The organism is Streptomyces sp. rh34 (genome assembly GCF_002551245.1).
Classification (GTDB): Bacteria; Actinomycetota; Actinomycetes; order Streptomycetales; family Streptomycetaceae; genus Streptomyces.
Window position 1 is genome coordinate 1 of sequence record NZ_NTGZ01000001.1, and the last position, 14,383, is coordinate 14,383.

General features: G+C 72.4%; 13 protein-coding genes and 1 pseudogene. 3 read left to right on the forward strand and 11 right to left on the reverse strand.

What is annotated here, in order from left to right; all coding sequences use genetic code 11:
- Nucleotides 1–1,391, forward strand: a pseudogene (locus CR470_RS00005) (response regulator); the annotation flags it as partial.
- A gap of 142 nt (nucleotides 1,392–1,533) precedes the next feature.
- Here CR470_RS00005 and CR470_RS00010 read toward each other — a convergent pair.
- The 8 genes from CR470_RS00010 to CR470_RS00045 form a co-directional block, all read right to left on the reverse strand.
- Entirely contained in the window at nucleotides 1,534–3,186 is a 1,653-nt protein-coding gene (locus CR470_RS00010; RefSeq protein WP_097865497.1) for a long-chain fatty acid--CoA ligase, read from the reverse strand.
- Nucleotides 3,187–3,352: 166 nt separating this feature from the next.
- Nucleotides 3,353–3,916: a SigE family RNA polymerase sigma factor gene (locus CR470_RS00015; protein WP_012380021.1), complete on the reverse strand. Its 564-nt coding sequence runs from the start codon at nucleotides 3,914–3,916 to the stop codon at nucleotides 3,353–3,355.
- A gap of 169 nt (nucleotides 3,917–4,085) precedes the next feature.
- Complete coding sequence (locus CR470_RS00020) at nucleotides 4,086–5,252, reverse strand: lipid-transfer protein (RefSeq protein WP_097865498.1); 1,167 nt, start codon at nucleotides 5,250–5,252, stop codon at nucleotides 4,086–4,088.
- The gene (locus CR470_RS00025; protein WP_097865499.1) at nucleotides 5,249–5,785 is read right to left on the reverse strand and encodes a MaoC/PaaZ C-terminal domain-containing protein; all 537 of its coding nucleotides are present in this window, start codon (nucleotides 5,783–5,785) and stop codon (nucleotides 5,249–5,251) included. The genes CR470_RS00020 and CR470_RS00025 overlap by 4 nt, the downstream gene beginning before the upstream one ends.
- The gene (locus tag CR470_RS00030) at nucleotides 5,782–6,825 is read right to left on the reverse strand and encodes an acyl-CoA dehydrogenase family protein (protein WP_097865500.1); all 1,044 of its coding nucleotides are present in this window, start codon (nucleotides 6,823–6,825) and stop codon (nucleotides 5,782–5,784) included. The genes CR470_RS00025 and CR470_RS00030 overlap by 4 nt, the downstream gene beginning before the upstream one ends.
- 1 nt (nucleotide 6,826) lies before the next feature.
- Nucleotides 6,827–7,789: a bifunctional MaoC family dehydratase N-terminal/OB-fold nucleic acid binding domain-containing protein gene (locus CR470_RS00035; protein WP_097865501.1), complete on the reverse strand. Its 963-nt coding sequence runs from the start codon at nucleotides 7,787–7,789 to the stop codon at nucleotides 6,827–6,829.
- Nucleotides 7,786–9,066 carry an acyl-CoA dehydrogenase family protein gene (locus CR470_RS00040; protein WP_097865502.1) on the reverse strand — a complete coding sequence of 427 codons (1,281 nt, stop codon included), beginning with the start codon at nucleotides 9,064–9,066 and terminating at the stop codon, nucleotides 7,786–7,788. The genes CR470_RS00035 and CR470_RS00040 overlap by 4 nt, the downstream gene beginning before the upstream one ends.
- Nucleotides 9,067–9,326: 260 nt before the next feature.
- The gene (locus CR470_RS00045) at nucleotides 9,327–9,641 is read right to left on the reverse strand and encodes a hypothetical protein (RefSeq protein WP_097865503.1); all 315 of its coding nucleotides are present in this window, start codon (nucleotides 9,639–9,641) and stop codon (nucleotides 9,327–9,329) included.
- A 334-nt stretch (nucleotides 9,642–9,975) separates the two neighbouring features.
- Here CR470_RS00045 and CR470_RS00050 point away from each other — a divergent pair, with 334 nt between their 5' ends.
- Together CR470_RS00050 and CR470_RS00055 are read left to right on the forward strand one after the other, a co-directional pair.
- Entirely contained in the window at nucleotides 9,976–10,929 is a 954-nt protein-coding gene (locus CR470_RS00050; protein ID WP_097865504.1) for a bifunctional DNA primase/polymerase, read from the forward strand.
- Between the two features lie 121 nt (nucleotides 10,930–11,050).
- A complete protein-coding gene (locus tag CR470_RS00055) occupies nucleotides 11,051–12,133 on the forward strand; it encodes a hypothetical protein (protein WP_143663731.1) in 1,083 nt (360 codons plus the stop codon).
- A gap of 32 nt (nucleotides 12,134–12,165) precedes the next feature.
- On the opposite strand, the gene CR470_RS00060 is transcribed toward CR470_RS00055, so the two are convergent.
- From CR470_RS00060 to CR470_RS00070, 3 genes are all read right to left on the reverse strand, one after another.
- Entirely contained in the window at nucleotides 12,166–12,543 is a 378-nt protein-coding gene (locus CR470_RS00060; RefSeq protein WP_097865506.1) for a hypothetical protein, read from the reverse strand.
- Nucleotides 12,544–12,851: 308 nt separating this feature from the next.
- Nucleotides 12,852–13,400 carry a GNAT family N-acetyltransferase gene (locus CR470_RS00065; RefSeq protein ID WP_097865507.1) on the reverse strand — a complete coding sequence of 183 codons (549 nt, stop codon included), beginning with the start codon at nucleotides 13,398–13,400 and terminating at the stop codon, nucleotides 12,852–12,854.
- Nucleotides 13,397–14,302 (reverse strand): hypothetical protein, encoded by a 906-nt coding sequence (locus CR470_RS00070; RefSeq protein WP_143663732.1) that lies wholly within the window; start codon nucleotides 14,300–14,302, stop codon nucleotides 13,397–13,399. Before CR470_RS00070 ends, CR470_RS00065 begins: the two co-directional genes overlap by 4 nt.
- Nucleotides 14,303–14,383 lie beyond the last annotated feature (81 nt).

Below are 14,383 nucleotides of genomic sequence, written 5' to 3' on the forward strand. Positions count from 1 at the left end.
ACACCGGGCAGACCGCCCACACCACCGGCGTCGCGGCCGTCGCCGATCCGGTGGCACACCCGGCCGACGGTGCCGCGGGCGCCCCCGCCCCGGACGCGCGGCGGCAGCCGCTGCCGGCAGAGGAGCCGATGCCGGACGGCAGCAACCCCGACTCGACCCAGGGGAGGGCCTTCAGCGTGCGAACGCTGGGCCAGGGCGTGCCGTTCGCCCAGCACCTCGCGCATCAGCAGAACCAGCCGCACCAGAGCCTGGGTGGGGCCGGCCGACGCCGCAAGCTCGCCGCCCCGCCGGAGGGCGACCGTGCCCCCGCCGCCGGCGGCCGGCAGGCTCCGTCCCAGCAGGACCGGCCGGGCGCTCCCGCACCCGCATCCGCGCCCGGGCCGCGGCAGAACCCGACCCACGCCCGGTCCCAGGACCAGGACCAGTACCAGGGGCCGGACCAGGCGCAGCAGTCCGCTCGGCCGGGCCAGCCGGGCCAGCCGGCACAGGGCGGGCCCGGCGCTGCCTACGGCGAGGGGCAACTGCTCGCGCCGCCCCTCGCGGAGGGGCGCGCGTACGCCATAGGGGCTCCCGACGAGGGGGCGGAGGGTCCCGAGCCGCTCGACGGGCCCGGGGGCGCGGTCGAGGTCGCCAACCGGCCGCACCCGCACCCGGTCGACGACGAGCTGCCGCCCGAGCCGCTGGACAACCCGCGTCGGCTGCTGGTCTGGCCCGCGCCCGACGTGCCGACCCAGCAGGCGCTCAGCGACCGGGGCTACCGTCCGGTGGTCGTGAACTCCCGCGAGGAGGTCGACGCCCAGATCGCCGCGTTCCCCGCCGCGCTCTTCGTCGACCCGCTGACCGGCCCCATCACCCGTACCGCGTTGCAGTCGCTGCGTCAGGCGGCCGTCGCGGCCGAGGTCCCGGTGCTGGTCACCGCCGGTCTGGGGCAGGCGACCCGAGAAGCGGCGTACGGCGCCGACCCGGCCGTCCTGCTCAAGGCGCTGGCCCCGCGCGACAGCGAACAGCATCCCTCACGGGTGCTCCTGATCGAGGAGCACGAGGAGATCGCGGTGGCGCTGACGCAGACCCTGGAGCGGCGCGGGATGCAGGTGGCGCGTGCCGCGACGGACAGCGAGGCCGTCGACCTGGCGGGCCGGATGCGTCCGAACCTCGTGGTGATGGACCTGATGCAGGTACGCCGCAGGCGCGCCGGGATCATCGACTGGCTGCGGTCCAACGGGCAACTGAACCGCACCCCGCTGGTCGTCTACACCTCGGCCGGGATGGACCACGCGGAGCTGCCGCGGCTCGCCTCGGGCGAGACCGTCCTCTTCCTGGCGGAGCGGTCGACCAGTGACGAGGTCCAGTCGCGGATCGTCGACCTGCTGGCGAAGATCGGCACCAACTGACCGCACACGCGACAGGGCGGGGCGGTACGGGTTTCCCGTACCGCCCCGCCCTGTTTCACGTGAAACCGGACTCCGGAGCCTCAGAGCCGGGTGACGTCAGAGCTGGGTAAGTGAGAGCCGGGTGACGTCAGAGCTGGGTAAGTCAGAGCCGGGTGACATCCAGCTCGCCTTCCGCGTACTGCTTGCGGATCACCTTCTTGTCGAACTTGCCGACGCTCGTCTTCGGCACGGCGGCGATCACCGACCAGCGCTCCGGCAGCTGCCACTTGGCGATGCCCGACTCGGCGAGGAACGCCTTCAGCGCCTCGTAGTCGGTTCCGGCGGCGCCCTCCTTGAGAACGACGGTCGCCAGCGGGCGCTCGCCCCACTTCTCGTCCGGCACCGCGACGACGGCCGCCTCCGCGACATCCGGGTGGGCCATCAGCGCGTTCTCCAGCTCGACGCTGGAGATCCACTCGCCGCCCGACTTGATGACGTCCTTGGCCCGGTCGGTGAGCGTGAGATAGCCGTCGGTGCTGATCACACCGACATCGCCGGTCTTCAGCCAGCCGTCCTCGCTGAACTTGTCCTCGGGGCGCAGGTGCTCGCCGTCCGCCCCGCCGAAGTAGGCGGCGGCGATCCAGGGCCCCCGGACCTCCAGCTCACCGGCCGACTCGCCGTCCCACGGAAGGCGTTCGCCACCGGGGCCGACCAGCCGCGCCTCGACCCCGGCGGGGAAGCGGCCCTGGGTGACCCGGTACGGCCACTCCTCGTCGGTGCTCAGGCCGGCGGGCGGGTGGGCCATGGTGCCCAGCGGCGAGGTCTCCGTCATGCCCCAGGCGTGGCAGAGCCGGACACCGAGTTTGTCGTACGCCTCCATCAGCGAGGGCGGACAGGCCGCGCCGCCGATGGTCACGTTGGCCATGGAGGTGAGGTCGCGCGGGTTGGCGGTGACCTCGGCGAGCAGGCCCTGCCAGATGGTGGGCACGGCGGCCGCGTGCGTCGGGCGCTCGCTCTCGATCATGTCGGCGAGTGGGGCGGGCTGCAGGAAGCGGTCCGGCATGAGCATGTTGACGCCGCTCATGAACGTGGCGTGCGGCAGACCCCAGGCGTTCACATGGAACTGAGGCACGACGACGAGCGTGGTGTCCTTGTCGGTCAGCCCCATCGACTCGGTCATGTTGACCTGCATCGAGTGCAGGTAGATCGAGCGGTGCGAGTAGACGACGCCCTTGGGGTCGCCCGTGGTGCCGGAGGTGTAGCACATCGCCGCGGCCTGGCGCTCGTCCAGCTCCGGCCAGTCGTACGTGGTGGGGCGGCCCGCGATCAGTTCCTCGTACTCGTGCACGCGCGGCGTGACTCCGGCGAGGGCGGAGCGGTCGCCGGGGCCGGACACGACCACGTGCTCGACGCTCGGCAGGTGGGGCAGCAGCGGCACCAGGAGCGGCAGGAGCGAGCCGTTGACGATCACCACCTTGTCGTCCGCGTGGTTGACGATCCAGGCGAGCTGCTCGGGCGGCAGCCGGAGGTTGAGGGTGTGGAGCACGGCGCCCATGGAGGGGATGGCGAGGTAGGCCTCGACGTGGGCGGAGTTGTTCCACATGAGCGTCGCGACCCTCTGGTCGCCGTCGACGCCCAGCTCGTCGCGCAGCGCGTTGGCCAGCCGGGTGGCGCGCTCGCCGATCTCGGCGAAGGTGACACGGTGCGGCTCGGGTTCTCCGGTCCAGGTCGTGACCTGCGACTTCCCATGGATCGTCATCCCGTGGTGCAGGATGCGTGTGACAGTCAGCGGTACGTCCTGCATGGTGCTCAGCACGGCGTCCTCCCGGTAGGCGCTACGCGGCAGTAAGGTTCCGCTGATTCTGCGCACATACCACGCGGTATGTCACTACTCGCGGGAAAATTCCTGCCGGGAGCCGTGTCCGAGGCCCTGTGGCGGAGCGTGCCGGAACGTCCGGATCACGTGTCGAGCCGTCCCGGAGTCAGCGGACCGGCGTCAGCTCCGGGTCCTCGCGGAGCTTGCCGAGGGCACGGGAGACGGCGCTCTTGACCGTACCGATCGACACGCCGAGCACCTCCGCCGTCTGGGCCTCGCTCAGGTCCTCGTAATAGCGCAGGACGACCATCGCGCGCTGACGGTCCGGGAGCTTGAGCACCGCGCGCCACATCGCGTCGTGCAACGACTGCTGCTCGGCCGGGTCGGGCGCCGGAAAGGCCTCCCGCTCGGGCAGCTCCTCGCAGGCGAACTCGTCGACCTTGCGCTTGCGCCACTGCGAGGTGCGGGTGTTGAGCAGCGCCCGCCGTACGTAGCCGTCCAGCGCCCGGTGGTCCTCGATCCGCTCCCACGCGACGTACGTCTTGGCGAGCGCGGTCTGCAGCAGGTCCTCCGCGTCGCACGGGTTCGCGGTGAGCGAGCGCGCGGTACGCAGCAGGACCGGTCCACGGGCCCGTACGTACGAGGAGAACGACGCGTAGGGCGCGTGGGGGTGGCCGGCGGCGGTGGCAGAGGCCGCCCTGGAGGCGCCCGTGCAGACTGGCGTGGTCATGTACCCAACGCTAGGAGCGAGCGCCGCCGGGGGGATCGCCCCCAGGTCCCGAAGCCTCGTCCGCCTCAGGTTGTAGGGGGTGTGCACCCTGCACCTCCTGAAGGTGGACGGGCCTCCGCCCGGCCGTAAGGGTCCACCCCCGAGAGCCCCCCGGGCCGGGCGTCACCGCTCAGCCGTCCGCGCCGATGACCAGGCCCGACGTCGGGACGCCCGTACCGGCCGTGACCAGCGCCCTCGCCGCCCCCGCCACCTGGTTCACCGAACTCCCCCGGATCTGCCGGACGGCCTCCGCGATGCCGTTCATCCCGTGGAGGTACGCCTCCCCCAGCTGACCCCCATGGGTGTTCAGGGGCAGGGCGTCGGCCGCGACGAACGCCCCGGCCTCGCCGGGACCGCAGAAACCGAACTCCTCCAGCTGCATCAGGACGAACGGGGTGAAGTGGTCGTAGAGGATGCCCACATCGATGTCGGCCGGGGCCAGACCGGAGCTGCGCCAGAGCTGCCGGGCGACCACGGCGGTCTCCGGCAGGCCGGTCAGCCCGTCCCGGTAGAAGCTCGTCATCTGCTCCTGCGACCGGCCCGCGCCCTGCGCCGCCGCGACGACGACGGCGGGCGGGCGGGGCAGGTCGCGGGCGCGCTCCAGGCTGGTGACGACGAGAGCCTGGCCGCCGTCCGTCTCCTGGCAGCAGTCCAGCAGCCGCAGCGGCTCCACGATCCAGCGGGAGGCGGCGTGGTCGGCGAGCGTGATCGGCTTCCCGTGGAAGTACGCGGCCGGGTTGCGTGCCGCGTGGAGTCGGTCGACCACCGCCACATGCCCGAAGACCTCCGGGTCGAGGCCGTACGCGTGCAGGTAGCGCTGGGCTGCCATCGCCACCCAGGAGGCCGGGGTGAGCAGCCCGTAGGGGAGGTTCCAGCCGAGCGCCGTGCCCTCGGCGGTCGGCTCGCGCCGCTGGACGCCGGAGCCGAAGCGGCGGCCGGAGCGCTCGTTGAAGGCCCGGTAGCAGACGACGACGTCCGCGACCCCGCTCGCCACCGCCAGGGCGGCCTGCTGCACGGTGGCGCAGGCCGCGCCGCCGCCGTAGTGGATCCGGGAGAAGAACGACAGCTCGCCGATCCCGGCCGCCTGGGCGACGGTGATCTCGGGGCTGGTGTCCATGGTGAAGGTGACGAGCCCGTCCACGTCGGCGGGGGTGAGGCCCGCGTCGTCGAGGGCGGCGCGGACGGCCTCGACGGCCAGCCGCAGCTCGCTGCGGCCGGAGTCCTTGGAGAACTCGGTGGCCCCGATGCCGACGATCGCCGCCTTCCCGCCGAGCGAGTCGGCCCTGCGGATGCTCATGCTCCGGCCCTTTCGTCGCTCGGGGCCGGCAGGGTCACGGTGACCGTTGTCGGCAGGGTCACGGTGACCGTTGCGGTGACGTGGCGGCCGATGCCGTTGTCGCCGGTGACCTGAACGGTCGCCTCGGCGGGGCCTCCGTCGCGTCCTTCGTCGGGTGCCCCGGCCGGTGCTCTGGTGGCGGCTTCGCTCGCGGCTTCGGTCGCGGCTCCGGTCGCGGCTCCGGCGGCCAGCTCGGCGATGCGCCCGGTCAACCGCATGACATCGCCCGGGTAGTTGGGAGCGCCGAGGCGGATCGTGACCTTGCGGAGAACGGCGGCCGGGCCGAAGTGGTCGGTGACGTAGCGGCCGACGAGCCCGTTGGTGGTGAGGATGTTCATGAAGATGTCGGGGGAGCCCTTCTCCCGGGCCAGTTCCGCGTCGTGGTGCACGTCCTGGTAGTCGCGCGAGGCGATGGCCCCGGCGACGATCAGGGTCCGGGTCAGCGGGATGTCCAAGGGCGGCAGCTCGTCGCCGACACGGTACGTCCGCGTCACGACGCGTCCTCCCTACGGCTGTCCGCGAGCAACAGGCCCAGCTCCTCCAGGACTTCGCTGCCGCAGCCGAGATACGCGTCGAGCTGACGGCCCCAGAGGAAGTGCCGGTGGACCGGGTGGTCGAGGTCGGCCCCGGTGCCGCCGTGCAGGTGCTGCCCGGCGTGGACGACCCGTTTGCCCGCCTCCGAGGCCCACCAGGCGGCGGTCAGCGCCTGTGCTCCGCACTCCCTCCGTTCGTCGTGCCGCCAGGCCGCCTCGTACGCGGTGACCCGGATCGCCTCGGTGTCCATGTGGGCGTCGGCGGCGCGGAGCAGGACGCCCTGGTTGGTGGAGAGCGGACGCCCGAACTGTTCGCGGGTGACGGTGTGGTGGACCGCGCGGGCGAGCGAGCCCGCGCACACCCCGGCCTGGAGCCCGGCGAAGGCGGTACGGGCCGTGGCGAGGACGGCCGCGTACGCCTCCGGCCCGTCGCCGAGCCGCTCTCCGCGCGCCCCGTCGAGCACGAGCCGCCCCGCCGACCAGGGCGCGGTCGTCTCCACCGGCGTGACGGCCACGCCCGGCGCGCCCGCCTCGACGATCCACAGGGCCCGGTCGGCGTCCGCCACCAGCACGTGGGTGGCGTCGCGCAGCCAGGGCGCCCAGGGCGCGGCCCCGTACAGCGCACCGCCCGACGTGTGTACACCGCCCCGCGCCGGGAAGACGCCCGTCGCCACCGCCGTACCGTCGCGCAGGCCGGGAAGCAGGCGCTCGCGCTGCTCGGCCGTCCCGTGCTCGGCGACCGCGAGCAGCCCGTACACACAGGTGGCCGCGAACGGGACCTGGGCGGTCGTCCGGCCCTGTTCCTCCAGGAGGAGGACGAGGCCGAGCAGCCCGATGTCCTCGACCGCGCCGGGCAGTCCCGCCGCGCACAGCTCCTTCCACAGCTCCGCGTCCGTGCCCGTGCCGGCCGCCGCCAGCCGCTCGTGCGTGGACAGGTCGCCGAAGATCCGCGCCGCCAGACCCTGTGCGGCGGACTGCCCCTCGCTCGGGGTGAAGTCCATCTCAACCGCCTTCGCTCGCCCGGAAGACCGGCAGTTCCAGGTCGGGGTCCGTGACGAGGAACTCCAGCTGTACGGGCATGCCGACGCGGACCTTGTCGTACGGCACACCGATCACGTTGCTGACGATGCGGACGCCCTCGGCCAGCTCGATCAGCGCGACGGCGTACGGACCGCCCTCACCGGACGGGCTGAAGGCGGGGAACGGCGGATGGTGCATCACGACATGGCTGAAGACCGTGCCCTGACCGCACGCCTCGACCGTGTCCCACTCCGCGCCGCCGCAGGTATTGCAGCCGGGCAGCCAGGGGAGGCGCAGGGTCGCGCAGTCGGTGCAGCGCTGGATGAGGAGCCGGTGGTCGGCGACTCCGGCCCAGAAATCGGCGTTGTCGCGATTGATCACGGGCCGGGGCCGCAGGGTGGGGCCAACGGGCTGTCTCCGTTGTGCGGGGCGGTATTTGAGGATACGGAAGCGGTGCGTTCCGGCGGGTTCGCCGTCGGCGCGGACGTCCGTGCGGGTGGTGACGAAGTAGCCGGTGCCGAGTTTGGTCGTCTTGCGCCGGGAGACGGACTCGATGACCGTGTCGAAGGTGATCCGGTCCCCGGGGCGCAGCGGCCGCGGATACTCCTGCTCGCAGTCGGTCGCGACGACGGAGGTGTAGCCGCCGCCGTCGAGCAGGGCGAACATCTCGTCGTACGCCGCGGAGCGCCCCGTACCGTCCGTGTGCCCGGAGAGCCCGCCCATCGTCCACGCCTGGAGCATCGTGGGCGGGGCGACGGCGTCCGGGCCCCGGTAGGCGGCCGAGGTGTCGCCCATCGCCTCGCACCAGTGCCGGATCATGGGCTCGTTGACCGGGTCCTTGCCCCTGCCCCCGGTGGCGGCGGCGCGGCCCTCGTAGGCGGCGATCCGCTCGTACAGCTGATCACGGGCCTCGGGCTCCCGTGCCTCATGCTCCCGCTCGCTCATCGCTTGCTCCGGGTCATCCCGAGCCGGGCCGTGGCGACGATCTCGCGCTGCACCTCGCCGACGCCGCCCCCGAAGGTGTTGATCTGCGCCGCGCGGTTCATCCGCTCCAGCTCGCCACCGGGCCCGAAACAGCCGGGAGAACCACCCCGGAGCAGGGCGGCGTCGCCGACGGCCTCCTGGCACATCCGGTAGACCTCGACCGCGCTCTCGGTGCCCGCGAACTTCACCCCGCTGGCCTCCCCGGGGGCGGGCGCTCCGGCGCCGACGGCGTCGACCAGCCGCCAGTTCAGCAGGCGCGTCGCCGCGAGCCGGGCGTACGCCTCCGCGAGCCGGGCGCGCACCCATGGCTCGTCGATCCTGCGGTGCCCGGTCGCGGGGTCGGGGGTACGGGCGTGGGCGAGGGCCTCCTCGTAGAAGTCCTCGGCCTGCATGCCGATCGCGGCCAGGGCGACGCGTTCGTGGTTGAGCTGGCTGGTGATCAGCCGCCAGCCCTGGTTCTCCACGCCGACGAGGTTCGTGGCCGGGACGCGTACGCCGTCGTAGTAGGTGGCGGTGGTGGTGATCCCGCCCACCGTCCGAATCGGCGTCCAGGAGAAACCGGGGCAGTCCGTGGGCACCAGGATGATCGAGATGCCGCGGTGTTTGGGAGCCTCGGGGTCCGTACGGCAGGCGAGCCAGATCCAGTCCGCCTGCTGGGCGTTGCTGGTGAAGATCTTCTGGCCGTCGATGACCCAGTCGCCGCCGTCCCGCACAGCACGGGTCCGCAGCGCCGCCAGGTCCGTACCGGCCTCGGGTTCGCTGTAGCCGATCGCGAAGACGAGGTCGCCACCGAGGATGCGGGGCAGGAAGTACGCCTTCTGCTCCTCGGTCCCGTACGCCATCAGGGTCGGGCCGACGGTGTTGAGCGTGACCATGGAGACCGGGGCGCCGGCCCGGTACGCCTCGTCGAAGAAGACGAACTGCTCGTCGGGGCCCCGGCCCCGGCCGCCGTACTCCTCGGGCCAGCCGAGACCGAGCAGACCGTCGGCACCGATCCGGCGGAGCAGCCGCCGCTGTTCGCCCGCGTCCGGCCCGGCGCCCCCGCCCTCCCGTCCACTCTCGCGTCCGTCCTCCCGTCCGCCCTTCTCCTCGCTCCTCCCTCCGCCCTTCTCCTCGCTCCTCCCTCCGCCCTTCCCGCCGCCCTTCCCGCCGTCCGGCGCACCGGGCATCAGCGCACGGAAGTACGAACGGAGTTCGGCACGGAGCCGCTGCTGGCGTTCCGTCGGAGCGAGATGCACGGAGGGGCCTCCAGAGCCGCGGATACGGAAAACCCGGAGCGCTCCCGACCGGCCACCGGCGTACCCGGCGATCGGCGGCCCACGTTCCGCCATTTCTGACTGTCCGTCAGATATGGACCTCTGTCAAGACGGCGGCAGCCCGCACGAGGGCACCGAAGTGCCTTCGCGCGGGCTGCCGTTCGGTCCACCGGGACCCACCCCCGGGAGGCCCCGGCGACCGCGACCGTGTCACCCGTGCCGCCCGTGTCCCCCGAGGAGGATCACCAGAAGAAGGGCGTGAAGTTCACCGCGACACTGTGGTCCGACTGGTCGATCGGCACGAAGGCCGAGTCGCTCACCTGGGCGGATGTGTTCTGGTTCGACGCACCGGCCCCGACCGCCTGCTGCTGGGTCGTGGACGAGTTGCCGGTGTTGTGGCCGCCGACGCCGCTGCCGCCGACCGTCGCCACAGCCGCGTTCGATCCGTCGTTCGCGAAGGAGCCGTTGTCCGCCATGGCGACACCTCCACAGAGGGCGACGGTCAGGGGCAGAGCAGCGACAGCGGCGAGAGCGCGAGCGGTACGGATACGTGCCATGTCAGGTCCTCCAGAAAACGGAATCAGGGCTTCATATTCGGCTGATCCCGGGGGAGTTGGCCGACCACCCCGGTGCTGTTCACAACGTCGCGAGACCAGAATTGCCCAGCACCTCCCCGGCGAACCCCTCACCGCCCCCCGATTCCCCCTCACGTATGACGAAGAGCGGATAAACCTCCTAAGCCGCGTGAAAGTCCAGGTCAGCGAGGCGACCTCGGCAACCCGTTGGCACGCCCGGGAAGAAGCGTTCCGCCACCCGCCCCTCCCGGACGGCTCCACCCCACCCCTCCACCTCCCCCTTCCCTTATTCGAACGCATGTACGAAAATGACGGCATGGCCACCATCGACCGGCAGACCCCCACCCTGGCCCTTGCTCACGCCCTCGCCGCCGCCGGGCGCGGCCTCCCCGTCTTCCCGCTCTCCGCCACCAAGCTCCCCGCGCTGCGCTCGCCGCACCGGGGCGAGCAGCCGCCGCCGCACTGCCGGGGAGAGTGCGGACTGCCGGGACACGGGGTGCACGACGCCACGACCGACCCCGCGGCCGTCCGCGCCCTCTTCGCCGCCGCGCCCCGGGCCACCGGCTACGGCATCGCCTGCGGACGGGCCCCGCACCGCCTCATCGGCATCGATCTGGACGTCGACCCCACGTACGGCAGCGACGCGGCGGGCGCGCTGCGGCAGCTGGCCCTCCAGCACCTGTTCACCATCCCGCCGACGGTCACGGTGCTCACCCCGAGCGGCGGCCGCCACCTCTGGCTGACCGGACCCGCCGACGCGACGGTCCCCAACACCGCCGGCCGCCTCGCCCCCGGCATCGACATCCGCGGCAGCGGCGGCTACCTGGTCGGCCCCGGCTCGGTCACCGCCCACGGCCGCTACCGCCTGGCCCCCGGCACCGCCCACCTCACCCCGGCCCCCTGCCCCCGCGCCCTGCTCCGCCTCCTGGCCCCGCCGCCCGCCCGCACCCCCGGCACGGGCAGGGGATCGAGCTCGGGTTCGGGCTCGGGCACCGCGTCCGGACCGGCCGCCGGCGCACCGGCCACCGTGGCCCGTCGCGGAGAGGGCCTGGTGCAGTTCGTCCTGGCCGCCCACGAGGGCCAGCGCAACACCCGCCTGTTCTGGGCGGCCTGCCGCGCCTACGAACACGGTTTCGGCGACGCCCTGGCGGACGCGCTCACCGCCGCCGCCGTCCGCACCGGGCTCCCGGAACACGAGGCCCGCGCGGCGATCGCTTCAGCGGCACGGCTGACCTCGGGGCGGGGCGGGGAGACGGACGGCGCGGCCTGACGGGGTTCTCACGGGGCAGGGCCGGCTGCTCCCGCCACTGCCGACTCCCGGCAGGAAGCAGCCTCAGGACATGCAGGCATCGCCCCTGTCGCTTCCACCCCCACCGGCACAGAATGCGCAGGTGACACCGATACCGAGCCATGAGGCAGCCCCTGCACGCCGTGGGCCGGTACGCGCCTACCTGGCAGCGGGCGTCCTGTTCTCCCTCGTGACGGCCTGGCTGCTGCTGCTCACCACGCCGCAAGCCCGCGACGACGAGCGTGCATTCACCACGGCGACCGCGTGCACGGCCCCCGGCGGAGGGGATCCCGCCTGCTTGCGGACGGTCACGGCGGTGATCGACCGCGCCGAGAAGGAGACGATGCGCAAGACGCCGTCGTACTGGCTGCACCTCACCGAGGCCGACGGAACGTCCACGCGCACCCGGATCGAGAGCGACCTGGAACGGCTTCCGGCCGCCCGTCCGGGAGCGACCATCGAGGTCACGTACTGGCAGGACCAGATCCGGTACGTCGCCTTCGGACCGGACCGCCGCTACACGAACGCGGACCCGCGCGAGGCCTTCCGCATGCCCCTCGCCATCGGTCTCCTCCTCGGCATCCTCGGGGCGATGTTCCTGACGGCCGCGGCCGCGACGGCCTGGAGCGGCAGGCGCTCACCGCGGGCGTTCCCCTGGCAGGTCGGCCTCACGGTCACCGGCGGCACGTTCCTGAGCCTGTTCGGCGCGCTGGCTGCCTGGAGCAGCGACAACATCGGCGACGCGCTGCAGCTGACAGCCCTGGCCGGTGCGGTGGTCCTGGCGGCCTGCGCCCTGGCCGCCCTGTTCCTGCACCGGCGCCACCGCGGCGACGACACGATCGCGCTGAGGTCGTCCGTGCTGACCGAGGAGACATGCTTCCCCGGCCTGATCATGGGCGAGGTCCCGTACGCGGGCAACGCCGGCTACCTGGTCGCGGGCCCCGGCGTCCTGGCCACGACCCCCGACCCCACGGGCGCCTTCCACCGCAGAACCGCCCCACGCGCCCTGGCCCCGCTCCGCGTCCGCCCGCCCTACCTGACGGACCCCCCGGGCCGCCCCGACTACGACGGCCGGGCGGTGGTCGTGGAGTGCGAGGACAACGGCGTACCGGTCCTCGTCGTCACGCGGAAGAGGGACGCACCCGCCGTCCTCGGCGCGCTCGGGCCAAGGACGACGCCGGAGTAGACCGGGCCACGCTCCACCCCGCCCCTACGCGTTCACCGTACCGCCGCCACCCGGCCCAGCTCCGCGTCGTACCGCTCGGCGTCGAAGTGGAACTCCAACGGGGCGTCCTCCCCATACGGAACCTCCCAGTCGGACCACCGCACGATGCCCCCGAGACGCTGAACGACCACCGACAGAAACCCGCAGCAGTCTCCCGCACACTCCGGCTCCCCCAGCTCCACCCGCCGTGCCTCACCGGTGGCCCACAGCAAACCGGGGCCACCGGCCGGCAGCGCGTCGGCGACGAGCGGCCCCCGGCCTCCTTCACCGACCGCGCCGGCCACCACGTCCTCCCCATTGACCAGGATCCGCAGACTGGCCGTGTACCGGCGCCCTCGCGGCAGCACACTGACCTCCAGATGATCGAACATCCGGCCACGCTACGACGAGACACCCTCGGGGAGCGCCTCCTTGGGCGCCCCAACCGGACGGCGCGCACGCGTAAGGCCCCCGACCGAATCTCCTGGTCGGGGGCCTCACACCTCGCGTCCGGCGGTGGGTGTGGGATTTGAACCCACGGTGACATCGCTGCCACGACGGTTTTCAAGAGAGTGCTGCGGGAAGCCTCTCCCACGTGTCTGACCTGCTCGTTCCCCGCCCTCCGGGACCATCGCCGCCTCCGGGACCATCGCCGCCTCCGGCGGTCCACACCTGGTCCACTGGAAGCGTTCTGAGAGGGTCAGCGCAGTTCACGCGTCATGCAGGCGAAGACGGGGGAGTCGGAGAACGGCTGTTGCTTGCCGATCATCCGGTAGCCCCACGCCTCGTACACGGCCTGGACGGCGCCGTTGCCGTTGGCGGGGTTGACCAGGAGGGTGACGCGGGACTCGGTGCGGCGTGACAGCCACTCCTCGTGGATCTGCCAGGCGATGCCGCGCCCGCGCCACGGCTTGCGGACGACGATCTCGTTTAGGGCGACCGTGCGGACGCCGTCCTCTTCGGTGTAGCCGTTCGGCAGTTCAGTGATCATGGAGGACCACCAGCGGGTGTCCGCCGGGAGCGGGCAGCCGAAGGCGAACCCGACGGGTTCACCGTCCTCGGTGGCGAAGACGGCGCTCCACCCGGTACGCGAGGCGTAGGCGGACAGCCGTTCGTCGAAGCGCTCCACGTCGTAGAACGGTCCGGTGAGGCCGAAATCCCGGTGTCTGACCTCGGCGTGGATGTCGAGGATGCGCTGCCTGATCTCCGGAAGCTGCTCGGCGGTGTAGTGCCGGATCTCGGCGGTCATTGCGGCCTCCTCGGGCGGTACTGGTCCATCCACTCGGTCGTGCACCGAACCCTGGGCGCGACAGTGTTCAGCCCTGTCGTGAACTCCGTGAGCAACCGGCCGGTGCGCTCGGTCAGTGAATCACCCGGCTGTGTGGGCAGTACAGAGAGGGCGGTCGCGCACGCCTGCTCGGCTTCACCCTGGCGTAGTTGAGCCAGCGCGAGGTGAGACCGGTAGTACGACCGGTTGCGGCTGAAGCCGGGGCGCAGCAGGGACAGCGTGTGGTGGAGGTGGGCCTCCGCCTCGTCGTGACGGCCGACTTCTGCGTGGACGAGGGCGGACAGCCCGTGCAGCTCCGCCCGGTCGTAGAAGCCCATCCAAACGGGCCGCTCGGCGTGTGGGTCGGCGCTGTCGAATGCCTTGATGGCGTGTTCGAGGGTTCGCAGGGCGGCCGTGGGCTGCTTGGCTCCGGCGTACGCGGTGGCGAGACGCGCGTGGGCCAGGGAGCGGAACAGAGGGTCCCGGCGGCAGGCGGCAGAGGTCCGCGCGGCGGTCGCTGCGGCGATGGCATCGTTGAACTGCTTGGTCTGGCGGGCGAGGATTCCGGCGTGCCCCCACAGGCGCAACGTGATCTCGGCGCTGCCGGACAGGCCGGCCAGGGTCATCGCCCGTTCGAGGTGCCGCTGCGCTCGCTCCGGCTCGCAGGAGTCCACCGCGGCCCACAGTGCGGTCCCGGTGAAGGCGGCGGCGAGTTCATAGAGCCGGGCGCGGACGCGCTGACTGGCGGACCCGACGGCCTGAAGTTCCATCGCGTGGTGAGCGAAGGCGACCGCGCGGGTTTCCAGGCTGGGAGTTCCTCCGGTCGCGTTGTCCGATGCGACGAGTTCGGCGAACGCGACGCGGAGACGTTCAGTGTCGCTCATTCCGATGCGACGGTACGACGTGGCGGACAGGGACGGCAGTGCGGTGGCGGCAACGAGGCCGACCACGTTGCCGGCGAAAAT